Genomic DNA, 19,449 nt, shown 5'->3' with positions numbered 1-19,449 from the left:
GTGAAAGATCTGCCTAACCCCAACGCAAACCTAGGTAAATTTCAAGACAGCCTGGTGACAGCCGACGGCAGCACCCGGGCGTCCGTGGCCTTGTCGAACCCGGAAACCCTGTGGTTCAACACCGGAACGCTTTGCAATATTGAATGCGCGAACTGCTATATCCTCAGCTCGCCCCGCAATGATGCTCTTGTCTACCTCACCGCAGCCGAGGTCGAGGACTATCTGGATCAACTCGAAGAGCGGAACTGGCGGGTACGTGAAATCGCCTTTACCGGCGGCGAGCCCTTCATGAATCCGGAGATGTGCGCCATGGCCGACGCCGCGCTGGAGCGGGGGTATGAAGTGCTGATCCTCACCAACGCCATGCGGCCAATGATGCGCAAGACCGTGCGGCAGGATCTGCTGGTGCTGAATGAAAAACACCCGGGCAAGATGACGCTGCGCATCTCGCTGGACCACCACTCCGCAGATATTCACGACACCGAGCGCGGCGAAGGCAGCTACGCCAAAACGCTGGAAGGTATGGCCTGGCTGCGGGACAACGGGTTCCAGATGGCGGTTGCTGGCCGCATCACCTTTGCCGAAAGCGAGTCGGAAGCGCGCCAAGGTTTCGCCAATCTGTTTGCCGCGCAGGGGTTTGATATCGATTCCGCCAACCCCGGTCAGACGGTGCTGTTCCCTGAGATGGACGAGGCGGTGGAAGTGCCCGAAATTACAACCGCTTGCTGGGGCATCCTGAACAAGGCGCCAGAGGATGTGATGTGCGCCTCCTCTCGTATGGTGGTCAAACGCAAGGGTGCCGAAAAACCGGCGGTTCTGGCCTGCACCCTGCTCCCCTATGCGCCGGAATTTGAGCTCGGCACAACCTTGGCCGAGGCAGAGAAGCCTGTGGCGCTAAACCATCCCCACTGCGCCAAATTCTGCGTATTGGGCGGGGCCAGCTGTTCGGCCTGACCTCCATTCATGGCCCGGCACCTGCTGTTTAGTGGATCTTGAATTCGCCCTTCACGTGCCGCCATTCCCCGGCGCCAATCATCTTGCGGTGGGTAAAGCGGACCGAATGCAGCGGTCCCTCGATCTCGCGCTGCCAGAATTCGATGAACTGAAACATCCGGTCGTGGTCTGGCGCCAGATCGTACTCCTGCCACAGAAATGTATTCAGAACATGAGGATGGTCCGGCATGTGATAGATGAATTCGGCCGTGGTCAGCCCATAGCCTTTGAGCATCAGTTCCGTTTCGCTGATCTCCATATGTGGTCTCCTGCAACGAAGCCCCCCGTGAAATCCTAGCCACGGATTGGTTAACAGTTTCGAAACCACGCTGCCTGCTCCGCGCGCGGTCGGGCGGCGTGCCGGTCTGCCCATCAGCCAGCTTGCGCCCCATATGGGGTGTCTGATAGGGTGTCCTGACACAATAGAGACCCATAATACAGAACGGGCAGCAAACGTGAGCGATACGCCGGATACTCCTGAAAACATGGACGAAACACCGCCCCAAGGGCCGGTATACGAGGGGCCGACGGTCTCAATCGAATCCGAGATGCGCACGTCCTATCTGGACTATGCCATGTCGGTCATCGTCAGCCGGGCCATTCCCGACCTGCGCGACGGGCTGAAACCCGTTCACCGCCGGATTCTTTATGCGATGCATGAGACCGGCAATACCCATGATAAATCCTATCGCAAATCGGCCCGTCCGGTCGGCGACGTTATGGGTAAATACCACCCGCACGGCGACAGCGCGATCTATGACGCTTTGGTGCGCATGGCGCAGGACTTCTCGATGTCGCTGCCGCTTTTGGATGGTCAGGGCAACTTTGGCTCGATGGACGGCGATAACCCCGCCGCGATGCGTTACACCGAAGTGCGGATGGACAAGCCTTCGGCCTTTATGCTGGCGGATATCGACAAGGATACCGTCGATTTCCAGGACAACTACGATGGCAAGGACCAGGAACCGACGGTTCTGCCCGCGCGTTTCCCGAATATGCTGGTCAACGGCGCTGGCGGTATCGCGGTCGGCATGGCCACCAATATCCCGCCGCACAATCTGGGCGAAGTTGTTGATGCGACCCTGGCCCTGATCGACGAGCCGGATCTGACCAGCGAGCAGCTGATCGAATATGTGCCCGGCCCCGACTTCCCGACTGGCGGCGTGTTGCTGGGCCGCTCCGGCGCGCGCAAGGCCTATCTTGAGGGACGCGGAAGCGTCATCATCCGCGCCAAGACCCGGGTCGAGGAGATCCGCAAGGATCGCTACGCCATCATCGTGGACGAAATTCCCTATCAGGTGAACAAGGCCTCGATGATCGAAAAGATCGCCGAACAGGTGCGCGACAAAAAGATCGAAGGCGTTTCCCACGTTCAGGATGAATCCGACCGCAACGGTGTGCGCGTGGTGGTCGAACTGAAGCGTGACGCCACTGCCGAGGTGGTGCTCAACCAGCTTTATCGGTTCACGCCGATGCAGACGCATTTCGGCTGCAACATGCTGGCGCTGAACGGTGGCAGACCCGAGCAGCTGACCCTGCGCCGGTTCCTGACCTCCTTTATCGATTTCCGCGAAGATGTGGTCGCGCGGCGCACCGCATACCTGCTGCGCAAGGCACGCGAGCGCAGCCATATCCTTTGTGGTCTGGCGGTTGCCGTTACCAATATCGACGAGATCGTCACGACGATCCGCCAATCCGCGGATGCGGCCGAAGCGCGTGAAAAGCTGATGACCCGCCGCTGGCCGGCGCAGCCGATCCTGGAATATATCGCGCTGATCGATGATCCGACCCATACCGCGAACGAAGACGGGACCTACAACCTGTCAGAAACTCAGGCCCGCGCCATTCTGGAACTGCGCCTGCAGCGCCTGACCCAGATCGGCGTCAAGGAAGTCACCGACGAGTTGGAAGAACTGGCCTCCAAGATCAAGGAATACCTTGAGATTCTGGGCTCGCGCGACCGGATCATGGGCATCATCGCTGACGAGCTGCGCGAGGTTCGCGAGAATTTCGCCGTGCCGCGCCGCACCGAAATCGTTGATTGGTCCGGTGATATGGACGATGAGGACCTGATCGAGCGCGAGGACATGGTGGTCACTGTGACCTCTGGCGGCTACATCAAACGCACCCCGCTGGTCGATTTCCGCGCTCAGAAACGCGGCGGCAAGGGGTTGTCGGGGATGCAGACCAAGGAAGAGGATGTTGTCACCACCCTCTTTGTTGCGAATACCCATACACAGCTGTTGTTCTTCACCACTGATGGCATGGTCTACAAGCTGAAGACTTGGCGCTTGCCGCAGGGCGGACGCACCTCGAAAGGTAAGGCGATCGTCAACATCCTGCCGATCCCCACGGGCGTGTCGATCGCGGCCATCATGCCGGTCGACCGGGCCGAGGATGAATGGGACGATCTGCAGATCATGTTCGCGACATCTGCTGGAACTGTGCGCCGTAACCGTTTGTCAGATTTCACAAATGTCATGCGCAACGGTAAGATTGCGATGAAGTTCGAGGACGATCACGCGGACACCAAACTGATCAATGCTCGGATCTGCTCCGAGGATGACGACATCATGCTGGTCACCAACACCGGCCGCGCGATCCGCTTCCCCTCGACCGAGGTCCGGGTGTTCAACAGCCGCAATTCCGTTGGTGTACGCGGGATCAAGCTGAATGAAGGCGACGAGGTCGTATCGATGTCGGTGATCCGCCACTCGAAATACACGCCCGAACAGCGGACGGCGTATCTCAAAATGCGCCGGGCCATGGCCGGGATCGCAGACGATGCGGAACCCTCGGATGAGGATAGCGTGGCAGATCCCAACTTCTCGACCGAGCTTTATGCAGAAATGTCAGCGGCCGAAAACCTGATCCTCACCATTACCAAGGGCGGTCAGGGTAAGCTGAGCTCCAGCCACGATTACCCGGTTCGGGGCCGTGGCGGTATGGGCGTCACCGCCATGGACAAGGCGATGCGCGGCGGCGAACTTGTGGCGTCCTTCCCGGTCGAGGTTGAAGACCAGATCATGCTGGCAACCTCCAAGGGTCAATCGATCCGGGTGCCGGTGGATGGAATTTCCTTCCGGTCTCGCTCGGCCGGCGGCGTCCGTGTCTTCAACACTGGCAAGGGTGAAGAGGTGGTTTCGGTCGCCTGGATTGCCGACAGCGGTGACGATGATGAGGCTGAGGTTGAGGGCGGCGAAGCCTGACGCCCACTCCCCAAACCAAAGCAACAAAAGACGCCGTCCCGGCCCGGGGCGGCGTTTCGTTTTTACCGATGGGTAAACAATTTCTGCCATGCTGATGGGAAACATTTGCGTGGGAGGAGCCACCCGATGAACATGTACCACTGCTACATCGACCTTCATCACGAAGCCAAAGCGCTCGCGTTTTCCAGCGCCGTCGATCAATGGATGTCCTACCTGCAAGAACGCAAGGTGATCAACGGCTGGCGCCTGCTGCGTCGCAAGCTGAACCTTGCCAGCGATTCCTGCCGTGATTTCCTGCTTGAGATCGAATTCGAGAACATGACCCAGCTGGACCAGGCCTTTCGTGTGTTGGGTGAAAAAGACGAAGAGATTGAAAAGCTCTACGCGAATGTCTCTGCGTTGATCGCAAATTCCGACTTTGGGCTCTACCGGCCATTTCCGGATCCGGAACGGGCGGAGCGCATGGCTCTGGTCTGATTCCGCTGTAGTTTATGCAAAAAGGCCGGGCATAGTGCCCGGCCTTTTCTGTTGTTCCCGCCAGGCGGCTTACAGATCGTAGAGCGCGCCGAATTTCTGTTCGAGATAGTCCATGAGCGGCGCGTGGTCCGGCTCCATTTCCGCCGCATGGGCGATGGTATCCCGCGGGCTGCGCAAGCCACCGTGCTGCTGCAACTTCTCGCCCAGCCAGCCGGTTGCGGCCGAAGTATCGCCTTGCGCCAGATCCGTATCCAGCTTTGGCACATCCCGGCGCAGCGCCTCGTGCAGGCAGCCGGCGTAGACATTGCCCAGCGAATAGGTCGGGAAATACCCGAAGAGACCAACCGACCAATGCACGTCCTGCAGACAGCCGTTTGAAGGCTTGTCGACGGCATAGCCAAAATCGGCCTCAAACCGATCATTCCAGGCCGCCTCTAGGTCCGCAACCTCCAGATCGCCTTGCATCAATGCCCGTTCCAGATCGAAACGGAGCATGATGTGCAGGTTATATTGCAGCTCATCTGCTTCGGTCCGGATATAACCGTTATGAACCTTGTTGACCGCCGCGTAGAAGGCATCGGCATCGGACACGCCAATGTCGCCAAAGCTGTCCCGCATCTGTTCGAACAACCATCCAGTAAAGGCGCGGCTGCGGCCGATCTGGTTTTCATAAATCCGGCTCTGGCTTTCGTGCACGCCCATCGACACCCCGCGCCCCAGCGGCGTCAGCAAGTAATCGCGGCTGATGTTCTGCTCATAGGCACCGTGGCCAACCTCGTGAATGGTCGAATAGAAGCAGTTGAACGGATCTGTTTCGCTGGTCCGGGTGGTAATCCGCACATCCAGCCCTGAGCCAGAGCTGAACGGGTGCACCGCCTTGTCGACCCGCCCATGCGCCATGTCATAACCAAAGGTGCGCGCCAACGTGCGGGCCAGTTGCATCTGGGTTTTCTCATCAAACCGCCCCGACAGGCCCTGCGGCGCTGGCTTGTCGAGAACCCGCGCCCGCAGATCCACCAGACCGGGACGCATCGCATCAAAGATTTTTGCGATTTCAGAAGAGGTTGTGCCGTGTTCGTAATCCGCAACCAGCGCATCATACAGATCACCACCCGCCGCCAGTGCCTGACCTTCCTCACGCTTCAGCGCCACCACTTCCTCCAGCACAGGCAGGAAGGCCGCCACGTCTTCATTGGCCCGGGCCTCGGCCCATTTTCCCTGCGCTTCTGAGGTGACCTGCGCCAGTTTCTTGGCCAGATCCGCGGGCACCTTGATGGTACGGTCGTAGCTGCGGCGGATTTCGCGCAGATGCGCAGCGCCGACCTCATCCGGGGCTTCGGCCTGCTCCAGCCATTCCGCCACCTGCGGCGCGCTGCGGCGGGCGTGCAACACGGATTCGATCGCGGCCATCTCCGCGCCGCGCTGTCCGGTGGCCCCGCGCGGCATCATGGTTTCCTGGTCCCAGCCCAGACGGCCAGCGATCTGCCCCAAAGCCTGCGTGTCACGCTCATAGGCCATCAGCTGTTCAAATGCGGTCATATTCTCAATGGTCCTTGATGGAAGTTGCAATCGGATAGCTGGCCAGGAAGCGGGCGCGCAGGATCAGGACCCACAGAACCACAGCCATCAGCTGGTGCAGGATCGCTGCCTGCCAGGGCGCAGCGTAAAGAACGGTGATCACACCAAGGGCAATCTGTACGATCAAACCTGCAAAGACGGCGTTGAAGGCGAACCGGGTCGCGCCATGGGCACTGGCGCGGCCGCGCAGCCAGACAACCACCCCAAAGCCAAGCAGAAGATAGCCACAGATCCGGTGAACAAACTGCACCAAGCCTGGGTTTTCAAAGAAGTTCTTCCAGATCGGCTCGATCATCAACGGATTGGGCGGGATCACCTGCCCGCCCATCAGCGGCCAATCGGTATAGGACCGCCCAGCGTCAATGCCTGCCACCAGTGCGCCCAGCAGGATTTGCAGGAACGCAAAGTGCAAGAGCCCGGTCGAGAGGCCGAAGATCTTTGCTTCCTTGGCCCGGCGCGCCTGCATCAGGTCCCGTTCCTGCCGCCCCAGAAGGAAGCCATACCAGGCGATCAGCCCGAGGATGACAAAGGCCAGGCCAAGGTGCGTCGCCAGCCGATAGGAGGCAACCGAGGTCATGCCCTCGCCCTGGGTCACGCCCGAAGAGACCATCCACCAGCCGATTGCACCCTGAGCCCCGCCCAAAGCCCCCGGCAGGATCAGCCGCCCGGTCCAGCCGGTCGGGATCTTGCGGGCCAGCAGAAAGCCAAAAAAGCCAACCGCCCAGACCAGCCCGATGACCCGGCCCAGTTGGCGATGGCCCCATTCCCACCAGTAAATCGATTTGAAGTCAGCAAGCTCCATCCACTGATTATGGATCTGCCACTGGTCGATCTGCTTGTATTTGTCGAACTCCTGCTGCCATTCCACCTCGTTCATCGGCGGAATGGCCCCGGTGACGGGGCGCCATTCGGTGATCGACAGGCCGGAATCGGTCAGACGGGTCAACCCGCCGACCACGATCATCGCCACCACCAGCGCAAACAGCACAAAGAGCCAGGCCCGGATCGCCTTGCGGGCGCCGCCCCGGCCCCGGTCGATCATGCCGGTTGTGGCGGTCTGCGGCTTGGCCTCGGGTTCACTGACCTCTTGGAAGATACTGCGCTTGCTGCTCATGCTCGTCCCTCTTCGGTTTCGCGGTGAAGCTAGGGTTGGCGGTCCGGATCGTCCAGTGCTAACGCTCAGCTATCGTCCGACATTTTCTTCCAGCGGACCATCTGCCGCATCACCCCATGCAGCATCTGCACATCGGCCCGCGTCAGGCGCATGCGGCTGAACAGGTTGCGGAAGACTACTTTCATCCCCGGCGCCTTTTCCGGCGGGAAGAAATAGCCGGCTTCCTCAAGCCGGTCTTCGTAATGGGTCACCAGTGCCTCAACCTCAACGCCGGTTGCCCAGTCGGATTTGCCGATCTCGAAGACCTCATGCTCGACCTCCGCCGCCTGACGGCGCCACTCATAGGCAGCCAGCAGCACGCATTGACCAAGATTGAGCGAGGCAAACTCCGGATTGACCGGCACCGTGATGATAGCATTGGCACGGGCGATATCGTCATTCTCAAGGCCAGCGCGTTCCGGGCCGAACATCACCGCGACCTTCTCGCCGCCACGGATTTTCTCAATCGCCAGCTTCATTGCGGCTTCGGGGCTGTACACCGGTTTGGTCAGCTCACGCGGACGCGCCGTGGTGGCAAAGACAAAGGAACAGTCCTCCAGCGCACCAGGCACATCGGGGGCCAGCAATGCCTCGTCCAGCAGCCGCCCCGCACCCGAGGCCATGGCCACCGATTTTGGGTTCGGCCAGCCGTCGCGCGGCGCGACGATACGCATTCGGTCCAGCCCGAAGTTCCACATCGCACGGGCGGCAGCGCCGATGTTTTCGCCCATCTGGGGGCGCACCAGAACAAAGGCGGGCTGTGGCATATCGCTGGGCATGTCTGTCTCCATAGCGCCCAAAGGGCATTTCCCCTGCTGTAATCGCAGGGGCTGCGAACGGCAAGAGCCTCACCCGCTGGTCCAGGCGTCGCAGAGCGGCGCAGGATCCTTGCGTCCTGTGGCAGATGCGTTAAACACCAGCCAGCAAGCAACAGGAGCGCCCTTGATGGATACCGCCGCGGACACAGTGGAAAAGCCCCAGATCTATCTGATTTCGCCGCCCAGTTTCGAACTGGGCCGGTTTCCCGACCAGCTGGCCAAGGTGCTCGACAGCACCGAGATCGCCTGCGTGCGCCTGGATCTGGCAAGCCGCGATGAAGACACGCTGAGCCGGGCCGGTGACGCCCTGCGCGAGGTTTGCCTGGCCCGCGATGTGGCAATCGTGATTTCCGATCATCAGATCCTGGCCGAGCGGCTTGGCCTTGATGGCGTGCACCTGACCGATGCCTCCAAATCCGTGCGCAGCGCCCGCAAGGCGCTTGGCGCCGATGCCATTGTCGGCAGCTTTTGCGGAGCTTCCCGCCACGACGGGCTGACTGCAGGCGAAGCCGGCGCCGATTACATCAGCTTTGGCCCCGTCGGCACATCGGGTCTGGGTGATGGCGCGGTGGCCGAGCAGGAGCTGTTCCAGTGGTGGTCCGAAGTGGTGGAAGTGCCGGTCGTGGCCGAAGGTGGTTTGACTGAGGAATTGGTCAGAAGCCTTTTTCCTTACACGGATTTCTTTGGCATTGGCGAGGAAATCTGGCGCAGCGAAGATCCCGTCGCCGCGCTTCAGACATTTATCAAGGCAATGGGCTGAGCCTCTGCTCTCCCAGAAGGTACGCCATCGCCCCGATGTTATAGCTGCGGGGCGATGGAAACACGATCAGAGCCAGACACGTTCCACGAACCAGTAGCTGCCGATCAGCGCAATCGTGACGGAGGCTGGAATGGCGACGCGGCCGCGGTATTTCGGATGGCCGCCAAACCAGTAGCCGACCAGCAGATAGGCCAGCGCGATCACCGTCAGCTGCCCCAGTTCAACCCCGACATTGAACCCGATCAGCGCCGGAATGAACTGCGCCTGCGGCAGGCCAAATTCCCCCAGTACGCTGGCAAAGCCCAGCCCGTGCAACAGGCCAAAACCAAAGATCACCACCGTGCGCCAGCTGTGCAGCCGCCGGGCAAAGATGTTCTCAACCGCGACAAAGACGATCGAGGCCGCAATCAGCGGCTCCACCACCGCCGGGTTCACAGTCACCAGCCCCAGCGCGCCGCAAGCCAGCGTGATGGTGTGGGCGACGGTAAAGGCGCTGACCTGCCACAAAAGCGGCTTAAGACGCGTGCTGAGGAAGAATAGCCCCAGGACAAACAGGATGTGATCCAAACCTTTTGGCAGGATATGGTCAAAACCTACCGGGATATAGCTGGTAAAGGCTTCGGCCGGGGATAGGGCCGATCCGCCGCTGATGGCGATGGGTCCGGTACTCTCACCACCCTGAATATATCCGGTAAACGGCTCCTCGACCCCGTTCTGGCGCAGCACCACGGCGCCTGCCCCTTCTGGCCAGCGGATCGTCAGCGCCGAGGCAAGCGGCGGTAGCTCCCCCGAAAGGGACAGCACACTCTCGCGGGGCAGTTCGACGTCACCAGCCGGTGCAACGCGTACCTCATCCACCAGCAGCGGCACCGGGCGACCTGCCTCGACTTCAAGGGTTTTCAGCCAGTCCTCTGCAAACAGCCGCAGCATCGGCCCCAGTTCCCCAGGTGGCATGGCGCGCAACAGATCGTAGTCGCCCGCCTGGTCCGCCGTTTCGGTGTCCTGATGTGTGTCCAGATCAATACCGGCGACAAATGCTTCTGCATTCAGGCGAAGAGATAGATGTAACGTGTTGTCCTCAATTGTGAAATCACCAATGGCCGGTGTCACCTCATGGGCTAGGGCGCGCTCGGCGCCCCAAAAGCCCAGACTTGACAGCAGGCAGAGGCATGCCACCTTCATCCCACGCAGCAACAAAGAATTCGTCATGAAAAATCACCTGGCCTGTCTACTCGTTTTTGCATTCTCTTTCAGGCTGGCGGAACCGGCCCTGTCCCATGAGTTTTGGATCGAACCGCAGAATTATCAAGTTGAATCCGGAGAGGAACTCCCAGCACAATTGCTGAACGGGCAAGAGTTCAAGGGCTTTCGGCTGCCCTATTTCAAAACTCGCACCAAACGCTCCGAGGTAATCACCGGTGACACCGCCACCCCTTACGAGGGGCGCATGGGCGATTTACCGGCCCTGACAGTGACCGCCGAACGGGACGGTCTGCTGACGCTGGTGCATGAAACGATGCCTGAGACGTTGACCTATGAAACATGGGAAAAATTCGACGCCTTCGCCGAGCATAAGGGATTTGCCGATATCCGCGCCCGGCACGAGGGGCGCGGCCTGCCGGTGGATGGTTTCACCGAACGCTACAGCAGGCACGCGAAATCCCTGATTGCCGTCGGCAGCGGCGCCGGATCGGACCGGGAAAGTGGCTTGGAGACGGAGTTTGTTGCACTGGAAAACCCCTATACGTTCAAGGGTGACACACTACCGGTTCAGCTGTTCTATCAGCAAAAACCGCGCGCAGCCGCGCAGGTCGAAATCTTCGAACGCGCGCCGGATGACAGCGTGTCCATCACCCTGACCCAGACAGATACAGAGGGACGCGCCGATATCCCGGTAAAGCCCGGCCATACCTATCTTCTGGACGCTGTTGTGCTGCGCCCGTCCGATCCGGAAACCGGCGCGATATGGGAAACGCTTTGGGCTGCGCTGACCTTTGCGGTGCCATAGGTTGCAAAGCCGCTTGCGGGGGCGCGTGAAAGGCGGCAAGAGAGAGCCATGACATCGCCCCGTTCCGATACCCCCATGGCCCAACCTGCTCCTGCCCAGATTCTCTGCATCGGATCGGTGCTGTGGGACGTGATTGGCCGCTGCTCCTCTGACATGCAGCGCGGATCTGACATGCCGGGGCGGATCACCCGCCTGCCCGGCGGCGTTGCGATGAATATCGCCATGACCCTCGCCCGCTTTGGCCTGAACCCCGCGCTGCTGAGCGCGATTGGCAAGGATGCCGAAGGGGATGAGCTGATCGCCGCCTGTGGTCACCTCGGGCTTGATACAGCGCATGTCTACCGCTCCGAAGATCTACCGACCGACCAGTATATGGCGGTCGAAGGCGCCAACGGGCTGATCGCGGCGATTGCCGATGCTCATTCGCTTGAGGCCGCAGGGGATAAGATCCTGCGCCCGCTACTGGATGGCACCCTTGGCTCGGAAACCGCGCCCTATGCCGGGTCGGTTGCGCTGGATGGCAACCTGACCCTGTCCCTGCTGGACGACATCGCCGCCAGCCCCGCCTTTGCCAATGCCGACCTGCGGGTGGCGCCTGCCTCTCCGGGCAAGGCAGAACGGTTGCGGCCTTTCCTCATGCGCAGCCGGGGCACGCTTTACGTCAACCTCGAAGAGGCCGGTTTGCTCTGCCAGGCCACCTTTGCAGATAGCGAAACCGCCGCAGCCGCCCTGCTGGAGCGCGGCGCCGCGCGGATTCTTGTCACCGACGGCAGCCGATCGGCCACCAAAGCGGACGCACACAATACCTTTACGCTGGAGCCGCCGCAGGTCACCGTGGCCCGCGTCACCGGCGCTGGCGACACTTTCATGGCGGCGCATATCGCCGCCGAGACCCGCGGCGAGCCGCCCGAAAAGGCGCTGACATCGGCCTTGGCCGCCGCAGCCACATATGTTTCAGGAGAGCCTCCGCTGTGATTCCCATCAAGTATTCCCAAGAAGTGACCGAGGCCCGCGCTGCCGGTCGCGCCATTGTTGCGCTTGAAAGCACCATCATCACCCACGGCATGCCTTATCCGCAAAACGTGGAAACCGCCGCACAGGTCGAACAGGACATTCGCGATGCGGGCGCGGTTCCGGCGACCATGGCGGTGATGAACGGCAAGCTGTACGTAGGCCTAGAAGCGGATGAGCTGCAGGCACTGGGTCAGGCGAAAGACGTCGCGAAGGTGTCGCGCGCGGATATCGCTGCCTGCACCGCCAGTGGCGGCACCGGAGCGACCACCGTGGCCGCCACCATGATCGCTGCCCGGCTGGCGGGGATTTCCGTCTTTGCCACCGGCGGCATCGGTGGTGTCCACAAGGGCGCCGAAACCAGTTTTGACATCTCCGCCGACCTGATGGAGCTGGCGCAAACCCCGGTGACTGTCGTTGCGGCTGGCGCCAAGGCGATTCTGGACATACCGAAAACGCTGGAAGTTCTGGAAACCCAAGGGGTTCCGGTGATTTCTTATGGTCAGGACAGCTTCCCCGCCTTCTGGTCGGGGCAATCCGATCTCAATGCCCCGCTCCGTATGGACACAGCCAAGGAGATCGCCAGCGCCCATGCCATGCGCCAGGCCATGGGGCTCAACGGCGGGCAGTTGGTAGCGAACCCGATCCCGACCGAGGCACAGATCCCGGCCGAGGAACTGGCTCCGATCATCGCACAGGCCCAATCCGAGGCCGATGCACAGGGTATTTCCGGCAAGGGGGTGACACCCTTCCTGCTGCAGCGCATCTTTGATCTGACCGAAGGACGCTCGCTGGTGGCCAATATCGCGCTTGTGCGCAACAACGCCCGTCTTGCCGCGGCTATTGCTCAGGAATTGAACGCAATCGCGGGCTGATATGGTAATTCGGCAGCGCGGCCATTGCCGTTCTGCTGAACAGTGCCTAGGTTCCCCGCATCTGTCATCGTGAATGCGCCCATGACCACTCCATTTGATCAAGAACCCCACCGCCGTCCCGGCCTGTTCGCGCGACTGCGCTCTTCCTTTCTGACCGGTATCGTCGTGATCGCGCCGGTGGGGCTGACACTCTGGCTGCTCTGGACCGTGATGGGCTGGATTGACGGAGTGGTTCTGCCCCTGGTGCCGCATACCATGCGGCCCGAGCAATATATCGGCATCAACCTGCGCGGCGTCGGGCTGATTATCTTCCTGTTGTTCACCATCATCGTCGGCTGGATTGCAAAAGGCATCATCGGCCGTTCGCTGATCGGGTTCGCGGAGAACCTGGTGGACCGGATGCCGGTGATCCGCTCGGTTTATTCCGGAATCAAGCAGATCTCGGAAACCGTATTCGCTCAGTCCGAAAGCAGCTTTGATACCGCCTGTCTGATCCAGTATCCGCGCAAGGGCGTTTGGGCGATCGCTTTTGTCTCGACCAAGGCGAAGGGTGAGATTGCCCAGCGGGCCGAAACATCCGGCGGTTTGATGAGCGTCTTCATCCCGACAACACCCAACCCGACCTCCGGGTTCCTGTTGTTTGTGCCAGAAGAGGATGTGACCGTTCTCGACATGTCGGTCGAGGATGCAGCGAAACTGGTGATTTCCGCCGGACTGGTCTACCCGAACCCCAAGGATCCGACGCAGCCGCCCGCCGACGGGGCCAAAGGCTGACGACTTAGGCTTTTTCGTGCTTTAGCCTGCAATGTCGGCATTAAGAGCGGCAGCTATCTCGCTGCCACTCCATTCCTTTTCCCATACCGCTTACAGAGCGGTCCAGCCACCATCGACGCTGATCGTGGTGCCGGTGATCTGCGCAGCCGCATCCGAGCACAGGAAGACAGCCGTACCGCCAAGTTGCTCAACCGTGGCGAATTCGCGCGAGGGCTGACGCTCCAGCATGACCTTCTTGATCACCTCCTCGCGGCCCATGTTGTATTTCTCCATGGTGTCCGGGATCTGCGCCTCGACCAGCGGTGTCAGCACGTACCCCGGGCAGATCGCATTGGCGGTGATCGGCTCTTCAGCGGTTTCCAGCGCCACAGTCTTGGTCATACCGACCACGCCGTGCTTGGCCGCCACATAGGCCGATTTATAGGGCGAGGCGGTCAGACCATGGGCAGAGGCGATATTGACCACCCGGCCCCAGCCCGCTGCGCGCATCTTGGGCAGCGCCGCTGCGGTGGTGTGAAAGGCCGAGTTGAGGTTGATCGCGATGATCGCATCCCATTTGTCCAGCGGGAACTCATCAATCGGGGCGACGTGCTGGATCCCGGCATTGTTGATCAGAATATCGCAGCTACCCGCCTTGTCGATCAGGCCGCGGCAGTCTTCGCCTTTGGACATATCCGCCTGAATGTAGCGGGCATTGACCGAGAACTCCTTGGCGATCTCTTCGGCCAGCGCGTGGTCTTCGTCCCTGTCGGTGAACGAGTTCAGAACCACATCCGCACCGGCGCGCGCCATCTCGCGCGCAACGCCAAGGCCGATGCCCGAATTTGATCCGGTAATCACCGCCGTTTTGCCCTTCAGTGTCATATCTCAGGTGTCCTTTGAGCTGAGTTGAGTTGCGCGGCATTCTGCCACGTGACCGGGGCAAAGAAAACGCGTAGGACTACTGACTTGTTCATCCAGGACGGCCGAAATACACAGCGCTTCCGCCGTACTCTCCCAAGCTATTTGCCATCGAAAACCACACGATTTCACCAAAAAAAACGCCCGCACGAAGCGGGCGTTAAGTTATTGAGGCAGGTTTCATACAGGCAAGAAACCTATCGAGCAGTGACCCCTTTATACGCAATTTCGTGCTTTCATCCAAGCTAAAAGTTTGAAAAGACAAAGACGCGCCTCTACCGTGAAGGCTCAAGAAAATAAGGGCAGAATGGGATTGTTGACAAAGTGAGGTCAGAATATTTCTCCGCCGCCAGATCCCTTGTGATGGGAATCGGGCTTTCTCTCAGTGCCAGTTTTGCAGCCGCAGAATCAGCCCATGGCATTGCAATGTATGGCGAACCAACGCTGGACGCTGGCTTCACGGCGCTGCCCTATGCCAACCCCGAGGCGCCGAAGGGCGGCAAGCTGGTTGTCGGCAACACCGGCGGCTTTGATACGCTCAATCCATTTGCGCAAAAAGGCACCCCGCCCTGGCAACTGCGGTTCTGGGGATACGAAAGCCTGATGGGCCGCTCCTGGGATGAACCCTTTACCCTTTATGGCTTGCTGGCCGAATCGATCAACGTACCCGAGGATCGCTCCTGGGTGGAGTTCACCCTGCGCCCCGAGGCGCGGTTTTCCGATGGCAGCCCTGTCACGGTCGAGGATGTGCTTTGGTCCTATGAAACGCTCGGCACCGAAGGTCACCTGCGCTATCGCGGATTCTGGTCCAAGGTGGCGGGGATTGAACAGACCGGCCCACGCAGCCTGAAGATTACCTTCAATACCGAAGACCGGGAGCTGGCGCTGATCGCCGGTATGCGCCCGATCCTTAAAAAGGCGCAATGGGAAGGCAAGGATTTCGCGGCCTCTGGCCTCAGCGAGGCGCCCATAGGCACCGGTGCCTATGTGGTGTCCGATTTCGAGCCGGGCCGGTTTGTAACCCTTTCCCGCAATCCCGACTACTGGGGCGCGGATCTACCGCTGCGCCGGGGCATGCATAACTTTGACGAGCTCCGCATAGATTTCTTTGGCGATCAGACGGTGCTGTTCGAGGCCTTCAAGGCCGGAGAGCTGAGCGCCTATCGCGAATTCAACGCCGACAAATGGAATAGCGCCTATGACTTCCCGGCTGTGACCGACGGCGACGTGGTCAAAAGCGAGATCCCGCATCAGCGCCCATCCGGCATGACCGGACTGGCGATGAACACACGCCGCGCACCGCTGGGTGACTGGCGCGTGCGAGAGGCGCTGATCCTTGCCTTCAATTTCGAATATATCAACGGCACCGTCACCGGCGGTATCCAGCCGCGGATCACCTCTTATTTCTCCAACTCCACCCTTGGCATGCGGGACGGTCCCGCGCCTGATGAGGTGCGCGCACTGCTCCAGCCCTATGCCGACAGCCTGCTGCCCGGCACGTTGGAAGGCTATGCCCTGCCCACCAGCGATGGCACCAAACGCAACCGCAGGAACCTGCGCCGCGCGGTTGGACTTCTGGCCGAGGCTGGATGGACGGTGCAGGACGGCGTGTTAAAGAATGCCGACGGTCAGGTGCTGACCTTGTCGGTGCTGCTGCGCCAGGGTGATGCAGAGATGAAGACCATTGTCGAGATCTACGCCCGCGCGCTGGATCGTCTGGGCATCACTATCACGCCAGAGCTTGTTGATAATGCGCAATATGTGGCGCGCCAGTCCGAGTTCGATTTCGACCTGACCCGGTTCCGCCGCGATCTGTCGCTCAGTCCCGGCAACGAACAGAAACTCTATTGGGGGCGCGCCGGGGTCAACCAACCGGGCAGCCGCAACCTGATGGGCATCGACAGCCCCGCCGCCGAAGCGATGATTGACCGGCTGCTGACCTCAAAGAGCACGGATGACTTCACCGCTGCGGTACGGGCACTGGACCGTGTACTGACGGCGGGACGCTATGTGATCCCAATCTGGCAATACGACAAAGGGCGCATTGCCCATAAGCGGCAACTGGCCCATCCCGAGAGCCTTCCAATATATGGTGATCGCACCGGCTTCTTCCCCGACGTTTGGTGGTATCAACCAGAGTAATTGGGCACGGCGCCGCAACCACTAGGCGTTGATCACAGCGGTTTCGCGTGATCGTGAAGATCTTCATGATCCAATTGTTTTCTTTTTTGACATATTTGCTACCATAATACCGTATTGTTGTTGTTTTCACGGGGTACTCGAAATGTCATGTTTCTCTGCTTCGGCCAGCTGGGCGGTCCGCTTTCCCCGCGCCAAACAGCGGTTTCCGTATCTTCAACGCCGGTATGCTCCCTGTCCGATCGGCGACAAGGACGGGTTCGTTGCTTACCTGGCCCAGTCGCATCACCTGACGCTCACCGAGGCGCAGGAAGAGGCCGACGACTTCCTGTTTTGGGAAAAGCTGCATGAAGAGTTGGAACGCGATGCGATCTGAGCGCCGTGTTCCTTTGGTCATCGCATTGGGGTGGGGACTACAGCCGCTGTGACCGCTGTGGGCTGAAATGCCCGTAGCGCGGGTCATACGGTGATGCGCGAAAATTCCTGGGCGCCATCCCTCAAAAAATAAAATCGTAAAAATTCAGGGCGTTGCCAGCAGTACTTCACTGCGGCCTTCAGACCAGGGACGTGACCCACAGAATGGTCGCATCATCCGGACTGAGCGAGATCACGTTGTGCCCCATGGCACCATCGTAATAGGCGCTGTCGCCCCGGCGCATTTCAACCGGCTCGTAAAACTCGGTATAAAGCATGATCACCCCGGTCAGCACATAGAGGAATTCCTCGCCGTCGTGCCGTACCCAGCCGTCAAACTCATCCATCGAGCGCGCCCGGACCCGGGCCCGGTACGGCAGCATCTGCTTGCGGGTCAAACCATCGGCGAGCAGTTCGTGCTCATAGGTGGCCGTCGCCTGATGCGATCCTTCACCGGATTTTGTCACTGTCATCCGCCCGTTCACCTGATCGCGCTGCGGCGGGGTGAACAGCTGCGGTACTGAAATTTCCAGCCCGACGGCCAGCTTTTTCAGGGCGTCATAAGTCGGGGACATCTGGCCGTTTTCGATCTTTGACAGGGTCGAACGGGCCAGCCCCGCTTGATTGGCCGCGTGTTCCAGCGTCCAGTCCCGCGCCTTGCGCAATTCCCGCACGCGGGCGCCAAGGTCCAGCGGTTCTGCCTGCGTGTCTTCGCCGCCAGAGCGGGCAATGGTGATAAGGGTTTTGGGGTCGCGGCCAGTCATGCTGTTTCTATAGGCCGCAGCACGGCAGCTTGCAACGCGGGACGTGTCACGCTAGCGAAGATCCATGATATCAGTTTTCGACAATGGGCCGTTTGCCCCCTGCCCGGCGCCTTTCAACATGGCCGCCCATGTACTGCGTTTCGCACCCGACCGCCCTCAAAAACCTGCGTTGGAGGTCCTTGGCCGCGATCAAAGCCAGAAATGGACCTATGCCCAGCTGGAGGCCGCGGTGCGCGGCACTGGCACGGGGCTGTTGGCGGCGGGTCTGCGCCCTGGCGACATTGTGATGATGCGGCTTGGCAATACGGTCGATTTCCCGCTGGCCTATCTTGGCGCGATTGCGGCTGGTCTGGTACCCGTCCCGACCTCCTCGCAGCTAACCGCACCGGAAACCGCCAAGATGATTGCGGAACTCGACGTGGCCGCAGTTCTGCGCGACCCGTCGGTCGCCTGCGCCGATCACCCGCGCGAAATCATCCTGCCTGAACTGACCGCGATGCGCGACCTTCCTCCCTGCGAGTATGACATGGGGGATCCCGACCGTCTGGCCTATGTGGTCTATACCTCCGGCACCAGCGGATCACCCCGCGCCGTCGCTCATGCCCCCCGCGCGATATGGGCGCGGCAAATGATGGTGCGGGACTGGTACGACCTTTCAGAACACGACCGCCTGCTGCACGCCGGCGCCTTCAACTGGACCTTCACCTTGGGCACCGGATTGATGGATCCGTGGAGCATTGGCGCAACCGCGCTGATCCCTGATCCCGACACACCGCCCGAGGCAATCCCGGCACTTCTGCGCGACCACCACGCCAGCATTTTTGCTGCTGCACCCGGCGTTTATCGAAAAATCCTTAACTCAAATTGCACTCTTGACCTGCCGGATCTGCGCCATGGCCTTTGTGCCGGTGAAAAGCTCTCGCGCCACCTCTCCGAGCTTTGGAGCGATCGAACCGGCCGGGCCCTTTTTGAGGCCTACGGCATGTCCGAATGTTCGACCTTCATTTCTTCCAGCCCGGCACACCCGGCGCGCGGCGATGCGCTTGGCCAGCCGCAGGAAGGACGCCGGGTTGCGATCCTTGGTCCAGACGGGCCAGTACCGCGCGGCGCCGAAGGTACCATCGCCGTGCACCGGTCGGACCCCGGTCTGATGCTGGGCTATCTGAACGCCCCCGATGAAACCGAGGCGCGCATGCAGGGAGACTGGTTCCTGACCGGCGATCAGGGCGCCATGGCGGCCGACGGCCAGATCACCTATCTGGGGCGCGCCGATGACATGATGAACGCTGGTGGTTTCCGCGTCTCGCCCATCGAGGTCGAGACCACGCTTGCCGCTCATCACGGGATTGTGCAAGTCGGGGTGACATCGGTTGAAGTCAAGGAAGACACACATATTATCGTGGCCTTCTACACCGGCCCGCAAGAGATCCCCGAAGCCGACCTGCGGGATTTTGCCACGGACTGCCTGGCGCGTTACAAACAACCGCGCGCCTATGTGTATCTTGAGGCCCTGCCGACTGGCGCAAACGGAAAACTACTGAGGCGCGCGCTGCCGGCCTATTTCAAAGGATAACCC

The 19,449-nt window shown here is 60.6% G+C and carries 18 protein-coding genes; 11 read left to right on the top strand and 7 right to left on the bottom strand.

Features of this window, described 5'->3' with window-relative positions; genetic code table 11:
• Positions 1-954: a radical SAM protein gene (locus JL2886_RS00685; protein ID WP_065270256.1), complete on the top strand. Its 954-nt coding sequence runs from the start codon at positions 1-3 to the stop codon at positions 952-954.
• 28 nt (positions 955-982) lie between these two features.
• On the opposite strand, the gene JL2886_RS00680 is transcribed toward JL2886_RS00685, so the two are convergent.
• A complete protein-coding gene (locus JL2886_RS00680) occupies positions 983-1,252 on the bottom strand; it encodes an usg protein (protein WP_065270255.1) in 270 nt (89 codons plus the stop codon).
• 196 nt (positions 1,253-1,448) lie between these two features.
• Between JL2886_RS00680 and gyrA the strand changes: the two genes are divergently transcribed.
• Both gyrA and JL2886_RS00670 read left to right on the top strand, forming a co-directional pair.
• On the top strand, positions 1,449-4,202 hold the full coding sequence (gene gyrA / locus JL2886_RS00675) for a DNA gyrase subunit A (RefSeq protein ID WP_197492330.1): 2,754 nt from the start codon (positions 1,449-1,451) through the stop codon (positions 4,200-4,202).
• Between the two features lie 126 nt (positions 4,203-4,328).
• Entirely contained in the window at positions 4,329-4,679 is a 351-nt protein-coding gene (locus JL2886_RS00670; RefSeq protein WP_065270254.1) for a DUF6614 family protein, read from the top strand.
• A gap of 69 nt (positions 4,680-4,748) precedes the next feature.
• Here the strand turns inward: JL2886_RS00670 and JL2886_RS00665 are convergent, their stop codons facing one another.
• From JL2886_RS00665 to JL2886_RS00655, 3 genes are all read right to left on the bottom strand, one after another.
• Positions 4,749-6,218 carry a carboxypeptidase M32 gene (locus tag JL2886_RS00665; RefSeq protein WP_065270253.1) on the bottom strand — a complete coding sequence of 490 codons (1,470 nt, stop codon included), beginning with the start codon at positions 6,216-6,218 and terminating at the stop codon, positions 4,749-4,751.
• A 4-nt stretch (positions 6,219-6,222) separates the two neighbouring features.
• On the bottom strand, positions 6,223-7,371 hold the full coding sequence (gene ctaA / locus JL2886_RS00660; protein ID WP_065270252.1) for a heme A synthase: 1,149 nt from the start codon (positions 7,369-7,371) through the stop codon (positions 6,223-6,225).
• Positions 7,372-7,436: 65 nt separating this feature from the next.
• Entirely contained in the window at positions 7,437-8,189 is a 753-nt protein-coding gene (locus JL2886_RS00655) for an RNA methyltransferase (protein WP_065273454.1), read from the bottom strand.
• A 166-nt stretch (positions 8,190-8,355) separates the two neighbouring features.
• Between JL2886_RS00655 and JL2886_RS00650 the strand changes: the two genes are divergently transcribed.
• Positions 8,356-8,988, top strand: a complete 633-nt coding sequence (locus JL2886_RS00650; protein WP_065270251.1) for a thiamine phosphate synthase — start codon at positions 8,356-8,358, stop codon at positions 8,986-8,988.
• A gap of 66 nt (positions 8,989-9,054) precedes the next feature.
• Here JL2886_RS00650 and JL2886_RS00645 read toward each other — a convergent pair whose 3' ends face one another.
• Positions 9,055-10,197 carry a HupE/UreJ family protein gene (locus JL2886_RS00645; protein ID WP_065270250.1) on the bottom strand — a complete coding sequence of 381 codons (1,143 nt, stop codon included), beginning with the start codon at positions 10,195-10,197 and terminating at the stop codon, positions 9,055-9,057.
• Between JL2886_RS00645 and JL2886_RS00640 the strand changes: the two genes are divergently transcribed.
• The 4 genes from JL2886_RS00640 (at position 10,196) to JL2886_RS00625 (ending at position 13,656) form a co-directional block, all read left to right on the top strand.
• Positions 10,196-10,996 carry a DUF4198 domain-containing protein gene (locus tag JL2886_RS00640; protein ID WP_065270249.1) on the top strand — a complete coding sequence of 267 codons (801 nt, stop codon included), beginning with the start codon at positions 10,196-10,198 and terminating at the stop codon, positions 10,994-10,996. The genes JL2886_RS00645 and JL2886_RS00640 overlap by 2 nt on opposite strands.
• A gap of 48 nt (positions 10,997-11,044) precedes the next feature.
• Positions 11,045-11,971 carry a PfkB family carbohydrate kinase gene (locus JL2886_RS00635; protein ID WP_065270248.1) on the top strand — a complete coding sequence of 309 codons (927 nt, stop codon included), beginning with the start codon at positions 11,045-11,047 and terminating at the stop codon, positions 11,969-11,971.
• A complete protein-coding gene (locus JL2886_RS00630) occupies positions 11,968-12,882 on the top strand; it encodes a pseudouridine-5'-phosphate glycosidase (protein ID WP_065270247.1) in 915 nt (304 codons plus the stop codon). Before JL2886_RS00635 ends, JL2886_RS00630 begins: the two co-directional genes overlap by 4 nt.
• 81 nt (positions 12,883-12,963) lie before the next feature.
• On the top strand, positions 12,964-13,656 hold the full coding sequence (locus JL2886_RS00625; RefSeq protein WP_065270246.1) for a DUF502 domain-containing protein: 693 nt from the start codon (positions 12,964-12,966) through the stop codon (positions 13,654-13,656).
• A 90-nt stretch (positions 13,657-13,746) separates the two neighbouring features.
• On the opposite strand, the gene JL2886_RS00620 is transcribed toward JL2886_RS00625, so the two are convergent.
• Positions 13,747-14,520 carry a 3-hydroxybutyrate dehydrogenase gene (locus JL2886_RS00620; RefSeq protein WP_065270245.1) on the bottom strand — a complete coding sequence of 258 codons (774 nt, stop codon included), beginning with the start codon at positions 14,518-14,520 and terminating at the stop codon, positions 13,747-13,749.
• Positions 14,521-14,880: 360 nt separating this feature from the next.
• Here JL2886_RS00620 and JL2886_RS00615 point away from each other — a divergent pair, with 360 nt between their 5' ends.
• Positions 14,881-16,698 (top strand): extracellular solute-binding protein, encoded by a 1,818-nt coding sequence (locus tag JL2886_RS00615; protein ID WP_065270244.1) that lies wholly within the window; start codon positions 14,881-14,883, stop codon positions 16,696-16,698.
• Between the two features lie 142 nt (positions 16,699-16,840).
• Complete coding sequence (locus JL2886_RS00610) at positions 16,841-17,071, top strand: hypothetical protein (protein WP_065270243.1); 231 nt, start codon at positions 16,841-16,843, stop codon at positions 17,069-17,071.
• A gap of 178 nt (positions 17,072-17,249) precedes the next feature.
• Here the strand turns inward: JL2886_RS00610 and JL2886_RS00605 are convergent, their stop codons facing one another.
• Positions 17,250-17,873: a helix-turn-helix domain-containing protein gene (locus tag JL2886_RS00605; protein ID WP_065270242.1), complete on the bottom strand. Its 624-nt coding sequence runs from the start codon at positions 17,871-17,873 to the stop codon at positions 17,250-17,252.
• Positions 17,874-17,937: 64 nt separating this feature from the next.
• Between JL2886_RS00605 and JL2886_RS00600 the strand changes: the two genes are divergently transcribed.
• Entirely contained in the window at positions 17,938-19,446 is a 1,509-nt protein-coding gene (locus JL2886_RS00600) for a class I adenylate-forming enzyme family protein (protein WP_065270241.1), read from the top strand.
• Positions 19,447-19,449: the final 3 nt, after the last annotated feature.

The organism is Phaeobacter gallaeciensis, assembly GCF_001678945.1.
Classification (GTDB): Bacteria; Pseudomonadota; Alphaproteobacteria; order Rhodobacterales; family Rhodobacteraceae; genus Phycobacter; species Phycobacter gallaeciensis_A.
The sequence above is the reverse complement of the archived record's forward strand: the minus strand, read 5'-3'. Positions and strand labels throughout refer to the sequence as shown.